Genomic DNA, 17,826 nt, shown 5'->3' on the forward strand with positions numbered 1-17,826 from the left:
GCTCAGAACAACGCCTTCGCCGCCGCCGCCGACCAGATGCCCAGCGGCTTCAGCATCAGCCACCCCACCGGCGAGATGAACAGCGCCAGCACGGCCATCACGGCATATTCGACCGCGCTGTCACGCTGGCGTTCGAACGCCCGCGCGGGCGCATCGAAATACATTACCTTGATCAGGCGCAGATAGTAGAACGCGCCGATCACCGATCCGACGAAGCCCGCCACCGCAAACGGCAACAGTCCCGCCTGTACCGCCGCGTTGAACACCGCCAGCTTGGCAAAGAACCCGAGCAACGGCGGGATGCCCGCCAGCGAGAACATGAAGATGATCATCGCCGCTGCGAGGCCGGGCTGCGTTTCGGACAGGCCCGACAGACTGTCGATGCTCTCGACCGCCTCGCCATTGGCGTCGCGCATCTGCAGCACGACGAGGAACGCGCCAACTGTCATTGCGATATAGATTGCCAGGTACAACAGGACCGAAGCCACACCGGCGGGCGTGCCGGCGGCGAGCCCAACGAGCATGAAGCCGACGTTACTGATCGACGAATAGGCGAGCAGCCGCTTGACATTGTTCTGCCCGATCGCCGCGACCGACCCGAAGATGATCGAGGCGAGGCTGGCGAAGATTACGATCTGCCGCCACTCGGCGACAGCCGGACCCATCGCCTCGATCGCGACGCGCACGCCGAGCGCCACCGCCGCCACCTTGGGCGCCGAGGCGAAGAACGCCGTCACCGGGGTCGGCGCGCCTTCGTAGACATCCGGCGTCCACATGTGGAACGGCACCGCCGACATCTTGAACGCCAGGCCGGCGAACACGAACACGAGGCCGAAAGTCAGCCCGAGCGACTTGCCCGCGCCATAGGCGGCCGCGATGCCGGTGAAGAGCGTCGTGCCACTGAATCCGTAGACCAGCGAGATGCCGTAGAGCAGGATGCCCGAGGCCAGCGCGCCGAGGACGAAATACTTCAGCCCCGCTTCCGCCGAGCGCTGATCGCGCCGCATGAAACTCGCCAACACGTACGCCGCAAGGCTGTTGAGCTCGAGCCCAACGTACAGCGTCAGCATATCGCCCGCCGACGCCATCATCCCCATTCCCGCCGTCGCGAGCAGGATCAGCACCGGATATTCGGGGTGCAGCGCATCGCCGTCACCGCGCGCGAAGAAGCGCGGCGCAACCAGGATCGATACCGCCGCGGCGGCGTAGATCAGCACCTTGGCGAACGCGGCGAAGGCGTCGGCGCGATACAGGCCGTCGAACACCGATCCAGCATAGGAAGCCGGTCCGGCGAGCGCGATTGCGGCCCCGAGCAGCACCGCGATCGCGGTCCAGCTCACCGCCTTGGTCGACTTCTGGCCGCCCCACGCTGCAACCAGCATTAGCGCAAGCGAGCCGATCGACAGGACGAGTTCGGGCATCGTCGCCTGAAGCGAAGTGTTCCAGTCCATCACTTCACCCCCTCATGGTGCGGGAGCGTCGCGACCGCCTTGCCCGGCGTCGGCGCGGCATCGCCCTTGGGCTCGGCGCGGCCGATCCGGTCGAGCAGGATCTTCACGTCGCCGCGCATCGGCGCGAGGAAGCTTTCGGGATAGACGCCCATCCACAGCACCGCCGCCGCGATCGGCGCAAGCAGCCACAATTCGCGGGTATTGAGGTCGGTCATCGCGCGGACATCGTCGAACTTGATATCGCCGAACACGACGCGGCGGTACAGGTAAAGCATATAGGCCGCGCCCAGGATGATGCCGGTCGTGCACAGTAAGGTGATCGTGGTCGACACCTTGTAGGTGCCCGCCAGGCTCAGGAATTCGCCGACGAAGTTGCTCGTGCCCGGCAGGCCAACCGACGCCATCGTGAACAACATGAATAGCGTCGCATAGCGCGGCATGTTGATCGCGAGCCCGCCGTAGCGGCTGATCTCACGCGTATGCAGCCGGTCGTAGATCACGCCGACGCACAGGAACAACGCGCCCGACACCAGGCCGTGGCCCAGCATCACCATCATCCCGCCTTCGATACCCTGGCGGTTGAAGCAGAACAGGCCGATCGTCACGATCGCCATGTGCGCCACCGAAGAATAGGCGATCAGCTTCTTCATGTCCGACTGCACCAGCGCGACCAGGCTGGTGTAGATCACCGCCACCGCCGACAGGCCGAACACCAGCCAGACGAGCGCCGACGACGCTTCGGGGAACATCGGCACCGAGAAGCGCAGGAAACCGTAACCGCCAAGCTTCAACAGCACGCCGGCCAGGATCACGGACCCGGCGGTGGGCGCCTGCACGTGCGCGTCGGGCAACCAGGTATGGACCGGCCACATCGGCATCTTGACCGCGAACGACGCGAAGAACGCCAGCCACAGCCAGGTCTGCGCATGGACCGGGAAATCGTGGTTGAGCAGCGTCGGGATGTAGCTCGTCCCCGCCTCGTTCACCATCCACAGCATCGCGACCAGCATCAGCAGCGAGCCGAGCAAGGTATAGAGGAAGAATTTATACGACGCGTAGATGCGGTTCGCGCCGCCCCAGATGCCGATAATCAGGAACATCGGGATCAGGCCACCTTCGAAGAAGATGTAGAACAGGAACAGGTCCTGCGCGGCGAAGGTGCCGATCATCAGCACTTCGGTCAGCAGGAACGCCGCCATATATTCGGGCACGCGCTTCTCGATCGAGGTCCAGCTGGCGCCGATGCAGATCGGCATTAGGAACACCGACAGCGCGATCAGCAACAGCGCGAAGCCGTCGATGCCGAGCGCCCAGTTGAACACGCCGGGGACCAGCGCGACATTCTCGACGAACTGCCACTGCGGTCCGCCGATCTGGAACTGGCTCCACAGCACCACGCCCAGCGCCAGGTCGATCAGGGTCGCCGCCAGCGCCAGCCAGCGCGCATTGTTCGCGCCGACGAACAGGCACGCGACCGCCGCGATCGCCGGCACCGCCAGCATCAGGCTCAGAATCGGAAAGCCGCTCATCGGCTGATCGCCCAGGTAACGGCGGCGGTCAGGCCGATCAGCATGACGAAGGCATAGGTGTAGACATATCCCGATTGCAGGCGGCCCGCGACGCGGCTGCCGAACGCGACGACCCAGGCCGAGCCGTTCGGGCCGAAGCGATCGATCGTGCCCTCGTCCCCCGCCTTCCAGAACAGCCGGCCGAGCGCGAACGCGGGGCGGACGAACAGCAGGTTGTAGAGCTCGTCGAAATACCATTTGTGGAAGACGAAGTCGTAGATGACGTAGAACGTCTTCGTGAAGCGCGCCGGGATGTCGGTGCGCCAGATATACGCCATCCAAGCGCCCGCAAAGCCGAGCAGCATCACGATCGTCGCCGACAGCTTCACCCACTCGGGCACCTCATGCGACGCGTGGTAAAGGTGCTCGTTGAAGGCGATCGCGCCGTGCCAATAGGTTTCGCCCGCACTCGGATCGACGAACGCGCCGTGGAACACGAACCCGGCAAATACCGCGCCGACGCTGAGCAGGATCAACGGGATCAGCATCGACAACGGGCTTTCGTGCGGATGATACCCGCCTGTGCCGGTCGGCAGATGCGCGGCATCCGGCGCATGCTCGTCCTCGTGCGCGCTGGTGCTTGCGGTCGACTCCGCCTCGCTGTCGTGATGGTCGTGGCCGTGACCATGCGCGTCGTGCAGCGCGTGCTGAATATGCTCCGACTGCGCCCAGCGCGGCTTGCCCCAGAAGGTCAGGAACATCAGGCGCCACGAATAGAAGCTGGTTAGCAGCGCGGCGAGCACGCCGACGACGAACGCGCCCGAGCCGCGGCCCGAGGCGAAAGCCAGTTCGAGGATCGCGTCCTTCGAGTAGAAACCGGCGAAGCCGAACACACCGGCGATGCCGACCCCCGTGATCGCCAGCGTGCCCAACAGCATCGCCCAGAACGTGATCGGGATGTGTTTCCGCAGCCCCCCGTAATAACGCATGTCCTGCTCGTGGTGCATCGCATGGATCACCGAGCCGGCGCCGAGGAACAGCAACGCCTTGAAGAACGCGTGCGTGAACAGGTGGAACATCGCCGCGCCGTACGCGCCGCTGCCCGCCGCGAAGAACATGTAGCCGAGCTGCGAACAGGTCGAATAGGCGATCACGCGCTTGATGTCGTTCTGGCACGTGCCGATCGTCGCGGCGAACAGACAGGTCGCAGCCCCAATCGTGACGACGAAGGTCAGCGCGACCTCGCTCGCCTCGAACATCGGCGACAGGCGGCAAACCATGAAGACGCCCGCGGTGACCATCGTCGCGGCGTGGATCAGCGCGGAGACGGGCGTCGGGCCCTCCATCGCGTCGGGCAACCAGGTGTGGAGGCCGAGCTGCGCCGACTTGCCCATCGCGCCGACGAACAGACACAGGCACAGCACCGTCATCGTGTCGAAACGAGCCCCAAGGAACCCAATCGTCGACCCGGCCATGTTGGGCGCGGCGGCCAGGATTTCGGGGATCGACACGGTGCCGAACACCAGGAACGTGCCGAAGATGCCTAGCATGAAGCCCAAATCACCCACACGGTTCACGACGAACGCCTTGATCGCGGCGGCGTTGGCGCTCGGCTTCTTGAACCAGAAGCCGATCAGCAGATAGCTCGCGAGGCCGACGCCTTCCCAGCCGAAGAACATCTGGACCAGGTTGTTCGCGGTCACCAGCATCAGCATCGCGAAGGTGAATAGCGAGAGATAAGCGAAGAACCGCGGCTGGTCCGGATCCTCGTCCATGTATCCCCACGAATAGAGGTGGACGAGCGCCGAGACGCTGGTGATCACGACCAGCATCACCGCGGTCAGGCTGTCGGCGCGCAACGCCCATTGGACGTCGAGCTCGCCCGACTTCATCCAGGTGAAAACCTGCTGCACCGGATACGGATCGCCGCCGCCCAGATAATGGATGAAGATCGGCCACGACAAAGCGCACGAGATGAACAGCGCGCCGGTGGTGACGGCCTTCGCCGGCACGTTGCCGATCGCGCGATTGCCGAGGCCCGCGACGATCGCCGCCAACAGCGGCAGGAAGACGATGATCTGGATCACGCGATCACCCCTTCATCCGGCTGGGATCGTCGACCGAAATCGTCCCCCGCCCGCGGAAATAGATGACCAGGATCGCGAGCCCGATCGCCGCCTCGCCCGCCGCGACGGTCAGCACGAACATCGCGAACACCTGCCCGACCAGATCGTGCAGATAGGCCGAGAAGGCGACGAGGTTCAGGTTCACCGCGAGCAGGATCAGCTCGATCGCCATCAGCATGATGATCAAATTCTTGCGGTTGGCGATCAGCCCCATCACGCCCATCGCGAACAGGATGGCCGCCACCACCAGATAATGCGTCAGCCCGATCACAGCTCCACCCCCTGGCCGACCGGCGGCTGCATGTTGCGTGTCGCGTCCTGCGGCCGGCGGGCGACCTGGCGGCTGATCTTCTGGCCCTTGACCCCGCCGCGCTGGCGGTGCGTCAGGACGATCGCGCCGATCATCGCGACAAGCAGGACCAATCCCGCCCCTTCGAACACGTAGAGATAGCGAGAATAGAGCAGGTGCCCGATCGCCTGAATGTTGGACATCTTCTCCGGCGTCGGCGCGATGCGCTGGTCGAGTTGCAGCCCGCCCGCGCCCCACGCGCCGATCGCGATGAAAATCTCGCACGCCAGCGCCACCGCGAACGCCAAGCCGATCGCGGCATAGCGCACGAACCCGGCGCGCATCGTCGCGAAATCGACGTCGAGCATCATCACGACGAACAGGAACAACACCGCGACCGCGCCGACATAGACGATGACGAGCAGCATCGCGATGAACTCGGCGCCGACCAGCAGCATCAGGCCTGCGGCGTTGAAGAACGCCATGATCAGCCACAGCACGGAATGCACCGGGTTGCGCGACGTGATCGTCAACGCCCCCGACAGGATCACCATCGCGGCAAAGAGGTAAAAGGCGATTGCCTGGATCACGGAATCAGGGGTCCCCGGAAAGTTGCTGGGCGCTTAACGGTAGGGTGCATCGGCGGCAAGGTTCGCGGCGATCGCACGTTCCCAGCGGTCGCCGTTGTCGAGCAGTTTCGCCTTGTCGTAGATCAACTCCTCGCGCGTTTCGGTGGCGAATTCGAAGTTCGGCCCCTCGACGATGGCATCGACCGGGCATGCTTCCTGGCACAGCCCGCAATAGATGCACTTGGTCATGTCGATGTCGTAGCGCGTCGTGCGGCGGCTGCCGTCGTCGCGCGGCTCGGCCTCGATCGTGATCGCGAGCGCCGGGCACACCGCCTCGCACAATTTGCACGCGATGCAGCGCTCTTCGCCATTGGGATAGCGGCGCAGCGCATGCTCGCCGCGGAAGCGGGGCGAGATCGGGTTTTTTTCGAACGGATAGTTGATCGTCGCCTTGGGCTTGAAGAAATAGCGCAAGGTCAGCCAGTGGGCCTTGATGAACTCCCACAGCGTGAACGACTTGATGATCTGGGCGGGGGTCATGAGTCTTCATTCCGCATGTTAGGAACCTGCGAACACGGTCGATCGATCGCACCGCTATTGAGCTTTAGTTGCGCTTTTGCCCTACCTTGGGGATCGAGAGTGACACGCATTTCCGCGTCATGCCCCTTAGGACGCAACGCAAATATAACGCCGCCGTCGTTAGGTGCATCGCCCATTTGTTCGATGGTGCTCTGGAAGGCGATTGCCGGGTCAGTTTTTGCGTTTTTTGTCAAATCGACATTGAACAGATTCTTGCCTTCCCAATACTCAAATTCGACGATGTAAAAGTCCCCACTACCCTCTGCTGTCTCGCAGAAAAATGTGCGCAGCGGCACGCGAAACTTGGTAGTTTCGACTGCTCGCATGGCGATATTTTGCGCGCCAGCTAACATGACGATCGCAGCTATCACGCTCACGATCCTACCCCGACCCGCACCCACATCAGGTAGCCGGACACGACAAACACGAAGATCAGCGACAGCGGCAGGAAGATTTTCCACCCCAGCCGCATCAGCTGGTCGTAGCGATAGCGCGGGACGGTCGCCTTCACCCAGCTGAACAGGAAGAAGAACACCAGGATCTTGGCGAACAGCCAGATGATCCCCGGCACCGCATACATCCATCCAACATTGAGCGGTGGCAGATAGCCGCCCCAGAACAGCACCGCGTTGAGCGCGCACATCAGGATGACGTTGGCATATTCGCCGAGCCAGTAGAGCGCGAAGCTCATCGACGAATATTCGGTTTGGTAGCCCGCGACGAGCTCGCTTTCCGCTTCGGTCAGGTCGAACGGGGCGCGTTGCGTCTCCGCCAGCGACGAGATGAAGAACACCACCGCCATCGGGAACAGCAGCGGGTTGATGAAATTGCCGTTGACCCAGCCCCAGGCGTAGCCGCGCTGCGCCTCGACGATGGTCGACAGATTGAAACTGCCCGCCCACAGCACGACCGAGATCAGGACGAAGCCGATCGACACTTCGTAGCTCACCATCTGCGCCGCCGCGCGCAGCGCCGAGTAGAACGGATATTTCGAGTTCGACGCCCAGCCGGCGATGATGATGCCGTAAACGCCGAGGCTCGACGCCGCGAGGACGTAGAGCAGGCCGACGTTGATGTTCGCCAGCACCACGCCCGCCTGGAACGGCACCACCGCCCACACGATCAGCGCGACTGTGAAGGTGATGATCGGCGCGATCAGGAACAGGCCCTTGTTCGCGGCCGACGGGATGATCGTTTCCTGCAGGAAGACCTTGAGCCCGTCCGCGAACGACTGGAGCAGGCCGAGCGGCCCGACCACGTTCGGACCGCGCCTGAGCGCCATCGCCGCCCAGATCTTGCGGTCGGCATAGATGATCATCGCGACCGCCAGCATCAGCGGGAGGGCGATGACGAGGATGTCGATGATCGTGGCGATGAACCACGCCCAGCCGTATTCGAGGCCGAGATAGGTGAACCAGGAGGTCATTCCGTCACAGCCTTGGACTGAACATATCGATCACAGCGCCACAACAGGGCGGCACCGAAAAACGGCCAGACCGCAGTACTGAGTCCGTTCACGAGCGCACCGATCAGCGAAAGCAGGTTGGAAGGAACGCCCCCCGGGGCATACGCTGAATATTCGGACCCATTAGGTCCCGCGTAGGTCGAATAGGCGATGATGACCGACACAATTGGAAGCACGATCGCCAAAGTGAACAGGATCGACGCTGCGCTGCGCATCGCCCAAGTGTAAAACGCCGTCATTCCGCCGCCTCCGCCAGCACCTGGCCGTGGATCAACTCCGCCGAGCATTGCTGCATCGTCGGGCTGGCGCGGCAGATCGCGTTGGTCAGGTAGAAATCCTGAATCGGATAGCCGGTAATCGTCCCTTGCGCCTTCGTGTCGAGCTTGGGTGGGGCCCAGTCGAATCGCTTGAGGCCGAGTTCGCCCAGCATCGGCGCGTCGAGCGCCATCTGCGCGCGGAGTTCCTCCAGGCTGTCGAACGGCAAGGTCACCTTCAGCGTCTCGCTGAGCGCGCGCAGGATCGTCCAGTCCTCGCGCGCATCGCCCGGCGGGAACACCGCGCGCTCGCCGCGCTGCACCCGGCCCTCGAGGTTGACGTAAGTGCCCGATTTCTCGGCATAGCTCGCGCCCGGCAGCACGACGTCGGCCGCCGCCGCGCCCTTGTCGCCGTGATGGCCGACATAGACTTTGAAGCTCTTGGCCAGCTTCGTGAAATCGACCTCGTCGGCGCCCATCAGGAACACCAGTTTCGGTTCCGCGGCGTAGATATCGGCGATCCCGCCCTTCTGCGCGAAGCCGAGCATCAGCCCGCCGTTCCGCGCCGCCGAGAAATGCAGCACGTTGAAGCCGTTCCACGCCGTGCCATCTTCGAGCGTGCGAAGGAGGTTCAGCGATTTGGCGAGCGCCAGCGCCGCACCGTGGCCGCCCTTCATCGCCGCGCCGCCGACGATCAGCATCGGACGCTTGGCATTCGCGAACGCCTCCGCCGCGGCCTTCGGCAATTTGCCGAGCAGCGACAGATCGTTCCCGAGCCATTCGGTCTTGTAGGTCAGGTCGATTTCGGGCCCGATCGCAAAGATTTTCGCGCCCTTCTTCACAGCCTTTCTGATCCGCGTGTTCACCAACGGCGCTTCCCAGCGCACGTTGGACCCGACGATCAGGATCGCGTCGGCCAGTTCGGCGCCCGCGATCGTGCTGTTGAAATTGACCGCGGCCAGGCTGGTCACGTCGTAATCCATGCCGGTCTGGCGGCCTTCGAGCAGCGAGCCGCCCATCGCCGTCACCAGTGCCTTGGCGGCAAAGATCGTCTCGCAATCGACCAGGTCGCCGTGCACCGCCGCGACGCTCTTGCCAGCCTTCACCGCAGCAATCGCTGCAAAGGCCTCGCCCCAGCTGGCCGCGACCAGCTTGCCGTTCTTGCGGATATACGGCCGGTCGAGCCGACGCCGCACCAGGCCGTCGACCGCGTGGCGGGTCTTGTCGCTCGCCCACTCCTCGTTGACGTCGTCATTGACGCGGGGCAGCGCACGCAGCACCTGGCGCCCGCGGCTGTCGAGCCGGATGTTGGTGCCGACCGCGTCCATCACGTCGATCGACAGCGTCTTCTTGAGCTCCCACGGCCGCGCCTCGAACGCGTACGGCTTCGACGTCAAAGCGCCGACCGGACACAGATCGACCACATTGCCCGACAATTCGCTGGTCACCGCGCTTTCGAGGTAGGACGTGATCTGCATGTCCTCGCCGCGATAGATAGCACCGATTTCCTCGACCCCCGCGACTTCCTCGGCGAAGCGGATGCACCGCGTGCACTGGATGCAGCGGGTCATGACCGTCTTGACGATCGGACCCATGTACTTCTCGGTCACCGCGCGCTTGTTCTCGGTGTAGCGCGAGTTGCCGCGACCGTACGCTACCGACTGGTCCTGCAAGTCACACTCGCCGCCCTGGTCGCAGATCGGGCAATCGAGCGGATGGTTGATCAGCAGGAATTCCATCACGCCTTCGCGCGCATTCTTGACCATCGGCGTGTTGGTAAAGATTTCCTGGTTGTCGGCGGCCGGCAGCGCGCACGACGCCTGCGGCTTCGGCGGCCCGGGCTTCACCTCGACGAGACACATCCGGCAATTGCCGGCGATCGACAGGCGTTCGTGATAGCAGAAGCGCGGAATCTCCTTGCCCGCCGCCTCGCACGCCTGGAGCACCGTGGCACCGGCGGGGACATCGACTTCGATCCCGTCTACTTTGAGTTTAGGCATGCAAGCGCCCCGAAATTGAATTGGTCATTTCGCCGGCGCTCCCCGGCCGAAACGGTTCCACATCGCGAAGGCGACGAAGGCACGGATACTCTTCGGCGACATTTTCACGTTTTGCCCCTGCGTCAGGCATGCGCCCAGCGCCGGGCCCATCGCCCGCGCCGCGACGAGTTCGTTGTCACTTGCCGGCATCGTACGCAACAGCGCGTCAGCATGCACAACATCCTTGCGCACCGCACAATCGGCGAACGTCGTCATCGACTGAGCTAGCGCCAGCTGATCGCCTTTTGACACGAAACTGACGGCTAGCGGTGTGGCGGATTCGCTAGGCACCGCGGGAGCGGTGCGATTGCGCGCAAGATACGCTTCTTCAGCCAGCAGATCGCGCAGGAAGGCAGGCTGCAAGCGGTATTCGAGCGCGGTCACGTCCATTCGGGCCTGGTTGCCCAGGCATTTATCGAGACCGAGGTCGTCACCGATATTCTTGATTCCCGCTCCCACCGTATCGACCGTCACCGCGTCACTATGCTCTAGCAGGGTCGTTACCTTGGCCGTCGAGCCACGATAGACGCACCGCGCAAAGCCCTTACGGACAACACCCGTGCCCTTGGCATCGACCGGCTTTGGCTTGGACGGGATCATTGATCCCGTCTGCATTTCGGGCTTCAGCTGCGCACGCGCCGACATCGCACCAAAGCACGACACAGCCAGCGTCCCCGCCAGAAGAGTTGCCGCCCGGCCCATCGTCGCGCCTACTTCGCCATCAAATGATAGAGCGGCTCAGCGACGAGCAGCCGGAGGTCGGCACGCTTGACCTTCATGTTCTGACCAGCCGGCACGCAGGGTGCCAGCACGATTGACAATCGGTCGATCGCGGTCTTTTCGGCAACACCGCCGGGTGCCGAGCGCGCCAAATCGACTGCCGCCTGGAGCGCCGCGCGGACGATACAATCGCCGAACATGCGAGTGCCGGCAGCGGCAGCATCATAATCGGTGCCCGGAGTCTTGCCAGCGCCGATCTCAAGCGCCCAGCCAGGTTGGGACGCGGCAGCAATATCGAAAGATTTTTTACCCATCCGCTTAATCAGCGCAGCATTGGCGATTTCCGCGCGATCGCGCCAAGCCAGCGCCCCGCTGACTGCCTTGTTGTCGTTACAGCCGCCGTAATATTCCAAAATCGGCTTTGCCGCGACGGCCTCAGACGGTGAACCCGGCATGGTATCGAGCAGCTTGCGCACGTCGGTCGCGTCATTATCGACCATACAGGCGGCAATCTCGGACGGCGTATCGGGCCGCGTCGCCGCGTTGACCTGTACGGCAACAAGCATTGCGACACCGATCGAGATGAAGACCTTGCCGTTCATTTCGCTGCCCTCCCACCAAGCCGATTGACCAGTCTCACAACACTCATTTTTCTATCCCCGGAAGCTCCGGCGCAATCGTGTCGAGATACAGCACCTCGGCAATCAGCCCTTCGAGTTCCGTCCGGGTGAACCGAAGCCGCGCGTTTTTATCGACGCACGCGGACAGGCCAGCCATTAACGCTGAAAATCCGGCATTCTCCATCGCAGACCCTGCCTTGCCCGTCACGACTTGATGAGCGGCAGCGGGCTGCCGGCGCACGGCACAGTCAAGAAACTTTCGCAACGCGACTCCCGACGCCATCGCCGAGCCGGGCGATAGCGTCACGCCGAAGGCGAAATCGACCGCGTCGGCCTTCAGCGTCCCCATCCCGGCCCCGAACCGCTCGCGATACAGCGCGGTATACAAGCCCCCACGGAAATGGACCGGCGAGAAATTCATCGTTCCGTTAAGCAGGCACTTGTCATCCACCAGCTTGCCCAGCGCCTTGTTCTCGTCGAGCGACATAGGCGGAAAGGCGATTGCGCGCATGACCGCTGTCCGATGCCGCGCTACGACGCAGCGCGCAAACCCCTCCATCACCAGGCGAGCCTTGGCTCCCGAATATTCACCTTCGTCGATGATCGCCGCTGGCTTGGCCGGGCCAGTCATCGACGGCGTGATTTGCGCAGTCGCCATCGGCGAGACTGCAACGGCCGCAACAGCCAGAAAAGTACGAGCGACGGACGTCACTCCGCCGCTTCCTGCATGGGCGTGAGGCCGCTAACGGCACGCTCCGCAATCCGTCGCTCGATTTCGGGGCGGAAGTGGCGGATCAGGCCCTGGATCGGCCACGCGGCGGCGTCGCCCAGCGCGCAGATCGTGTGGCCTTCGACCTGCTTGGTCACGTTGAACAACGTGTCGATCTCGGACACGTCGGCGTCGCCGGTGCGCAGCCGTTCCATCACGCGCCACATCCAGCCGGTGCCCTCGCGGCACGGCGTGCATTGGCCGCAGCTTTCGTGCTTGTAGAAATAGCTGATGCGGCTGATCGCGCGGACGATGTCGGTCGACTTGTCCATGACGATGACCGCCGCGGTGCCGAGCCCCGAGCCGAGCGCCTTCAGCCCGTCGAAGTCCATCGGGCAATCCATGATCTGCGCCGCCGGGACCAAAGGCACCGACGATCCGCCCGGGATCACCGCGAGCAGATTGTCCCACCCGCCGCGAATGCCGCCGCAATGTTCCTCGATCAGCTGGCGGAACGGGATCGACATGGCTTCCTCGACCACGCACGGCTTGTTCACGTGCCCGCTGATCTGGAAGAGCTTGGTGCCCCTGTTGTTCTCCGCGCCGAAGCTCGCGAACCACTCGGGTCCGCGCCGCAGAATGGTCGGCGCGACGGCGATCGATTCGACGTTATTGACCGTGGTCGGACAGCCGTAGAGCCCCGCGCCCGCCGGGAAGGGCGGCTTGAGCCGCGGCTGGCCCTTCTTGCCCTCGAGACTCTCGAGCATCGCGGTTTCTTCACCGCAGATGTAGGCCCCGGCCCCACGATGGCAGAACACGTCGAAGTCATAGCCCGACCCGCAGGCGTTCTTGCCGATGAGGCCAGCATCATACGCCTCGGCGATCGCGGCGAAGAGTGTCTCCGCCTCGCGGATATATTCGCCGCGAATGTAGATGTAGGCGGCGCGCGCGCGCATCGCGAACCCGGCGACCAGCGCGCCCTCGATCAGCTTGTGCGGATCGTGGCGGATGATCTCGCGGTCCTTGCAACTGCCCGGCTCGGATTCGTCGGCGTTGATGACCAGGAAATTGGGCCGATCGGGCCGCGGCTCCTTGGGCATGAAGCCCCATTTCGTGCCGGTTGGGAACCCCGCCCCGCCCCGCCCGCGCAGGCCCGACGCCTTGATCCGGTCGATGATCGTGTCCGCGCCGATTTCCAGCAGTTTCTTGGTATTGTCCCAATCGCCACGCGCCTTGGCCGCCTGCAGCCCCCAGGGCTGAAAGCCGTACACGTTAGTGAAGATGCGATCCTTGTCGGCGAGCATCAGCGACGCCCCCCCATCGCGCCACGCACGAAGTAGAACAGCACCAGCACGATCCCGACCGTCACGATCAGCCCGATCAGCGCAAACGCTACCTTGAGCACGATGCACAGAATCACCAATGCGCCGATGATCGCGAACAGGCCGAGGATCGGATTCATCCCGCGCATCACCATTGCCCCCGGTAATCGTGGTTCTCGGTCGCCATTTCCTTGAGGCTCGTCGGCCCACCCTCGGGGCAGCTCGCGCGGCGGCCGATCGTCGATCCCGCCGCCGGCGTCTCGCCCCGCGCCAGCGCCTCGAGCACCGCGATCGTGCGGTCGTAGTCGAGGTCCTCGTAATTATCGTCGTTGATCTGGACCATCGGCGCGTTGGCGCACACGCCCAGGCACTCGACCTCGGTCAGCGTGAACAAGCCATCGGGCGTCGTCCGCCCCTTCACCAGCCCATGGTTCTTGCACGCCGCCAGCACGTCGTCGCTGCCGGCCAGCATGCATGGCGTCGTGCCGCACACCTGGACGTGATAACGGCCGACCGGCGCCATGTTGAACATCGTGTAGAAGGTCGCAACCTCGTAGACGCGCATGTACGGCACGCCGATCGCGCGCGCGACGAACTCGATCACCGGCACCGGCAGCCAACCTTGTGTGTTGGTCTCCGCCCCGACCTGGCGCTGGGCGAGATCGAGCAGCGGGATCGACGCCGATTGCTCGCGCCCCGGCGGATAGCGGCCGATCACTTCCTTCGCCTTGGCGGCGTTCGCGTCGGTCCACGCAAAATCGCCCCAGCGCGCGCGGACCTCGGCTTCGTCGGGGATTTGGGGGGCTTCAGCCATGAGAAACTTGCCGATTACGGAAGAACAGAACAGCCTGAGCGATCAGGCAGACAATTGCGCTGAAAATCATCGCAGGCATCGATAGCAACGCGACCGCGAATGCGAGGTCCGACCCGCCTGACAGCAATGCGGCACAATATACCAGAATGGACAGGCCCAGCATAATCCGGGCTGCGAACAAGACCCTCACCGATCGCACTCCCCGAACACGATGTCGAGCGCGCCCAGGATCGCGGTCGTGTCGGCGAGCATGTGGCCCTTCGACATGAAGTCCATCGCCTGAAGGTGGCTGAACGCGGTCGGGCGGATCTTGCAGCGGTACGGCTTGTTGCTGCCGTCGGCGACCAGATAGACGCCGAACTCGCCCTTGGGGCTTTCGGTCGCTACGTACACGTCGCCCGCGGGGACGTGATAGCCCTCGGTATAGAGCTTGAAGTGATGGATCAGCGCTTCCATCGACTGCTTCATTTCGGCGCGCTTGGGCGGCACGACCTTGCGGTCGTCGCTCGCAATCGGGCCGTCGGGCAGTTCCGACAGGCATTGCTTCATGATGCGGACCGACTGGCGGACTTCCTCGACGCGGACCATGAACCGGTCATAGCAATCGCCGCGCGTGCCGACCGGCACGTCGAAGTCCATCTTCGCATAGGCGTCATAGGGTTGCGACTTGCGCAGGTCCCAGGGGATGCCCGAGCCGCGGATCATCGGGCCGGAGAAGCCCCAGCGCACCGCGTCCTCGCGGCTGACCACGGCGATGTCGACGTTGCGCTGCTTGAAGATGCGATTGTCGGCGACAAGGCTGATCGCGTCCTCGAACAATCGCGGCACGCGCGTGTCGAGCCAGTCGGCGATATCGGTCAGCAGCTTGAGCGGCACGTCCTGGTGCACGCCGCCGGGGCGGAAATAGTTGGAGTGCATCCGCGCGCCCGACGCGCGCTCGAAGAAGTTGAGGCAATCCTCGCGCAGCTCGAACATCCACAGGTTCGGCGTCATCGCGCCGACGTCCATGACGTGCGACCCGAGGTTGAGCATGTGGTTCGAAATGCGCGTCAGCTCGGCAAAGAACGTGCGCAGATATTGCGCGCGGATCGGCACTTCCAGGTCGAGCAGTTTCTCGACCGCGAGCACGAAGCTGTGCTCCATGCACAGCGGCGAGCAGTAATCGAGGCGATCGAAATACGGCAGCGCCTGCGCGTAGGTCTTGTACTCGATCAGCTTCTCGGTGCCGCGATGGAGCAGCCCGACGTGGGGATCGACGCGCTCGACGATCTCGCCGTCGAGTTCCATCACGAGGCGGAGCACGCCATGCGCGGCCGGATGCTGCGGCCCGAAATTTATCGTATAGTTCTGGATCTGCACGTCGCCGACCGTCGGATCCTCGGCGTCGGTCCGGTCGAGCTGCTTGTCGATATAATCAGCCATTCTTCGGCTCCGGCTTCTTACGGGCGCGGGCGGGCTTGGCCGGCTCGGTGGCGGTCGCGGCGTCCGGCTTCACGCGCGGCTTGGCGGCGACCTTGCGGGTGGCCGGGGCCCTGGCAGCCTCGGGAGCGGCAGCGACATCGGCCTTCTTTACCGGTGGCTTGCGCGCGGGCTTGGGCTTCGCGTCGGGTTCGGGCTTCCCGGCCCCGGTCTGCGCGGGTGTTTCGGTCACCTTGGGCGTCGGCGGTGGCGGCGCAGGCGGCGGTGGCGGGACCGGCGCACCTGCGGCAGGCGCCTTCTCGTCACCCGGCAGGATATAATCGGCGCCTTCCCACGGCGACATGAAGTCGAACGTGCGGAAATCCTGCGCCAGTTTCACCGGCTCGTACGCAACGCGCTTGGTCTCTTCCGAGTAGCGCAGCTCGACATAGCCGGTCAGCGGGAAGTCCTTGCGCTGCGGATGCCCGACAAAGCCGTAATCAGTCAGGATGCGGCGGAGGTCGGGGTTGCCCTCGAACAGCACGCCGTACATGTCGTAGACTTCGCGCTCGAGCCAGCCGGCGACCGGCCAGATGCCCGTCACCGACGGCACCGGCTTGATCTCGTCGGTCTGGACATGGACGCGGATGCGGTGGTTGCGCGTCAGCGACAGCAGGCAATAGACCACCTCGAAGCGGTCGGGCCGCTCCGGGTAGTCGACCCCGGCGATCTCCATCAGCTGTTGATATTCGAGCCCGGGCGTATCGCGCAGCAGGAGCATCGTTTCGACCAGGCTCTCACGAGCGACGGTGAACGACACCTCGTACGCCGCTTCCAGGCTGGACAGGACCTTCGTGCCGAGCGTCTTCTCCGCGACGTCGATCACGCCGTCATTGGGCGCATAGGCAGGCGCTGACGACTTCACCGCTCGATCGTCCCCGACCGGCGGATCTTCCGCTGCAGCTGCATGATGCCGTACAGCAACGCCTCGGCGGTCGGCGGGCAGCCGGGCACGTAGATGTCCACCGGCACGATCCGGTCGCACCCGCGCACGACGCTGTAGCTGTAATGGTAATAGCCGCCGCCATTGGCGCAGCTGCCCATCGAGATGACGTACTTCGGCTCCGACATCTGGTCGTAGACCTTGCGCAAAGCCGGGGCCATCTTGTTGCAGAGCGTTCCCGCGACGATCATCACGTCCGACTGGCGCGGGCTGGCGCGCGGCGCCGCGCCGAAGCGTTCGAGGTCGTAGCGCGGCATGTTGACGTGGATCATCTCGACCGCGCAACACGCGAGGCCGAACGTCATCCACCAGAGCGAGCCGGTCCGCGCCCACTGGAACAACTCCTCGGTCGAAGTGACGAGGAAGCCCTTGTCGGTCAGCTCACCGTTGAGGCCGTCGAAGAACGACTGGTCGGGCGGCAGGATCGACGACCCGCTGGGATCGTGGCGCAGCTCGACGGGGCCGGAATGCGGGGTCACGAGATTGCTCATTCCCAATCCAACGCTCCCTTCTTCCACGCATAGACAAGGCCAAGCGCCAGTTCGGCGATGAAGATCATCATCGACCCCCACGCCACCCAGCCGAGGTCGAACACGCTAACCGCCCAGGGATAGATAAACGCCGCTTCGAGGTCGAAGATGATGAACAGGATCGCGACGAGATAGAACCGCACGTCGAACTGGCTACGCGGGTCCTCGAACGCGGGAAAGCCGCATTCATATTCGCTGAGCTTTTCCGGGTTCGGCTGGTGCGCGCCGGTGAGCCGCGCGACAATCATCGGCAGGAACACGAAGGCGGAACTCAGGGCGAGCGCGACCCCCAGGAACAGGAGGATCGGCAGATATTGCGACAGGTCGACCAAAAGCTTTCTCTCGCAGGTGCGAAGCGTTGGCGCGTCTCTAGGACGGCACCCCCATTCCGGCAAGGGCGAGAGGCGTGAGAATGACTCGCAATTAACGC

General features: G+C 63.9%; 20 protein-coding genes. All 20 read right to left on the reverse strand.

Features of this window, described 5'->3' with window-relative positions:
- Positions 1-2 precede the first annotated feature (2 nt).
- Entirely contained in the window at positions 3-1,451 is a 1,449-nt protein-coding gene (nuoN, locus tag J0J06_RS06605; RefSeq protein ID WP_294040518.1) for an NADH-quinone oxidoreductase subunit NuoN, read from the reverse strand.
- The gene (locus tag J0J06_RS06610) at positions 1,451-2,980 is read right to left on the reverse strand and encodes an NADH-quinone oxidoreductase subunit M (RefSeq protein WP_294040519.1); all 1,530 of its coding nucleotides are present in this window, start codon (positions 2,978-2,980) and stop codon (positions 1,451-1,453) included. The genes nuoN and J0J06_RS06610 overlap by 1 nt, the downstream gene beginning before the upstream one ends.
- Complete coding sequence (gene nuoL, locus J0J06_RS06615) at positions 2,977-5,046, reverse strand: NADH-quinone oxidoreductase subunit L (RefSeq protein ID WP_294040520.1); 2,070 nt, start codon at positions 5,044-5,046, stop codon at positions 2,977-2,979. Before nuoL ends, J0J06_RS06610 begins: the two co-directional genes overlap by 4 nt.
- Positions 5,047-5,050: 4 nt before the next feature.
- Positions 5,051-5,356, reverse strand: a complete 306-nt coding sequence (gene nuoK / locus J0J06_RS06620) for an NADH-quinone oxidoreductase subunit NuoK (RefSeq protein WP_146570401.1) — start codon at positions 5,354-5,356, stop codon at positions 5,051-5,053.
- On the reverse strand, positions 5,353-5,964 hold the full coding sequence (locus tag J0J06_RS06625; RefSeq protein ID WP_294040521.1) for an NADH-quinone oxidoreductase subunit J: 612 nt from the start codon (positions 5,962-5,964) through the stop codon (positions 5,353-5,355). The genes nuoK and J0J06_RS06625 overlap by 4 nt, the downstream gene beginning before the upstream one ends.
- Positions 5,965-5,997: 33 nt before the next feature.
- Positions 5,998-6,483 carry an NADH-quinone oxidoreductase subunit NuoI gene (gene nuoI / locus J0J06_RS06630; RefSeq protein ID WP_294040522.1) on the reverse strand — a complete coding sequence of 162 codons (486 nt, stop codon included), beginning with the start codon at positions 6,481-6,483 and terminating at the stop codon, positions 5,998-6,000.
- Positions 6,480-6,899, reverse strand: coding sequence for a hypothetical protein (locus tag J0J06_RS06635; RefSeq protein ID WP_294040523.1), 420 nt, complete (start codon positions 6,897-6,899; stop codon positions 6,480-6,482). Before J0J06_RS06635 ends, nuoI begins: the two co-directional genes overlap by 4 nt.
- Positions 6,896-7,948, reverse strand: coding sequence for an NADH-quinone oxidoreductase subunit NuoH (gene nuoH / locus J0J06_RS06640; protein ID WP_294040524.1), 1,053 nt, complete (start codon positions 7,946-7,948; stop codon positions 6,896-6,898). Before nuoH ends, J0J06_RS06635 begins: the two co-directional genes overlap by 4 nt.
- Positions 7,945-8,226 (reverse strand): hypothetical protein, encoded by a 282-nt coding sequence (locus tag J0J06_RS06645; protein ID WP_294040525.1) that lies wholly within the window; start codon positions 8,224-8,226, stop codon positions 7,945-7,947. Before J0J06_RS06645 ends, nuoH begins: the two co-directional genes overlap by 4 nt.
- The gene (gene nuoG / locus J0J06_RS06650; protein ID WP_294040526.1) at positions 8,223-10,241 is read right to left on the reverse strand and encodes an NADH-quinone oxidoreductase subunit NuoG; all 2,019 of its coding nucleotides are present in this window, start codon (positions 10,239-10,241) and stop codon (positions 8,223-8,225) included. Before nuoG ends, J0J06_RS06645 begins: the two co-directional genes overlap by 4 nt.
- A 24-nt stretch (positions 10,242-10,265) precedes the next feature.
- Positions 10,266-10,982, reverse strand: coding sequence for a hypothetical protein (locus J0J06_RS06655; RefSeq protein ID WP_294040527.1), 717 nt, complete (start codon positions 10,980-10,982; stop codon positions 10,266-10,268).
- Positions 10,983-10,990: 8 nt separating this feature from the next.
- A complete protein-coding gene (locus J0J06_RS06660; RefSeq protein WP_294040528.1) occupies positions 10,991-11,602 on the reverse strand; it encodes a hypothetical protein in 612 nt (203 codons plus the stop codon).
- 43 nt (positions 11,603-11,645) lie between these two features.
- Positions 11,646-12,107 (reverse strand): hypothetical protein, encoded by a 462-nt coding sequence (locus J0J06_RS06665; protein WP_294040529.1) that lies wholly within the window; start codon positions 12,105-12,107, stop codon positions 11,646-11,648.
- A 221-nt stretch (positions 12,108-12,328) separates the two neighbouring features.
- Positions 12,329-13,633, reverse strand: a complete 1,305-nt coding sequence (nuoF, locus tag J0J06_RS06670; protein WP_294040530.1) for an NADH-quinone oxidoreductase subunit NuoF — start codon at positions 13,631-13,633, stop codon at positions 12,329-12,331.
- Positions 13,633-13,800, reverse strand: coding sequence for a hypothetical protein (locus J0J06_RS06675; protein WP_294040531.1), 168 nt, complete (start codon positions 13,798-13,800; stop codon positions 13,633-13,635). The genes nuoF and J0J06_RS06675 overlap by 1 nt, the downstream gene beginning before the upstream one ends.
- On the reverse strand, positions 13,800-14,465 hold the full coding sequence (locus J0J06_RS06680; RefSeq protein ID WP_146570385.1) for an NAD(P)H-dependent oxidoreductase subunit E: 666 nt from the start codon (positions 14,463-14,465) through the stop codon (positions 13,800-13,802). Before J0J06_RS06680 ends, J0J06_RS06675 begins: the two co-directional genes overlap by 1 nt.
- Positions 14,466-14,651: 186 nt before the next feature.
- Positions 14,652-15,887, reverse strand: a complete 1,236-nt coding sequence (locus J0J06_RS06685) for an NADH-quinone oxidoreductase subunit D (RefSeq protein ID WP_294040532.1) — start codon at positions 15,885-15,887, stop codon at positions 14,652-14,654.
- Positions 15,880-16,788 (reverse strand): NADH-quinone oxidoreductase subunit C, encoded by a 909-nt coding sequence (locus J0J06_RS06690; protein ID WP_294040533.1) that lies wholly within the window; start codon positions 16,786-16,788, stop codon positions 15,880-15,882. The genes J0J06_RS06685 and J0J06_RS06690 overlap by 8 nt, the downstream gene beginning before the upstream one ends.
- Complete coding sequence (locus tag J0J06_RS06695; protein ID WP_294040534.1) at positions 16,785-17,357, reverse strand: NADH-quinone oxidoreductase subunit B family protein; 573 nt, start codon at positions 17,355-17,357, stop codon at positions 16,785-16,787. The genes J0J06_RS06690 and J0J06_RS06695 overlap by 4 nt, the downstream gene beginning before the upstream one ends.
- Positions 17,354-17,728, reverse strand: a complete 375-nt coding sequence (locus J0J06_RS06700) for an NADH-quinone oxidoreductase subunit A (RefSeq protein ID WP_294040535.1) — start codon at positions 17,726-17,728, stop codon at positions 17,354-17,356. The genes J0J06_RS06695 and J0J06_RS06700 overlap by 4 nt, the downstream gene beginning before the upstream one ends.
- Between the last annotated feature and the right edge of the window lie 98 nt (positions 17,729-17,826).

Source organism: Sphingomonas sp., from assembly GCF_017304615.1.
GTDB lineage: Bacteria > Pseudomonadota > Alphaproteobacteria > Sphingomonadales > Sphingomonadaceae > Sphingomonas.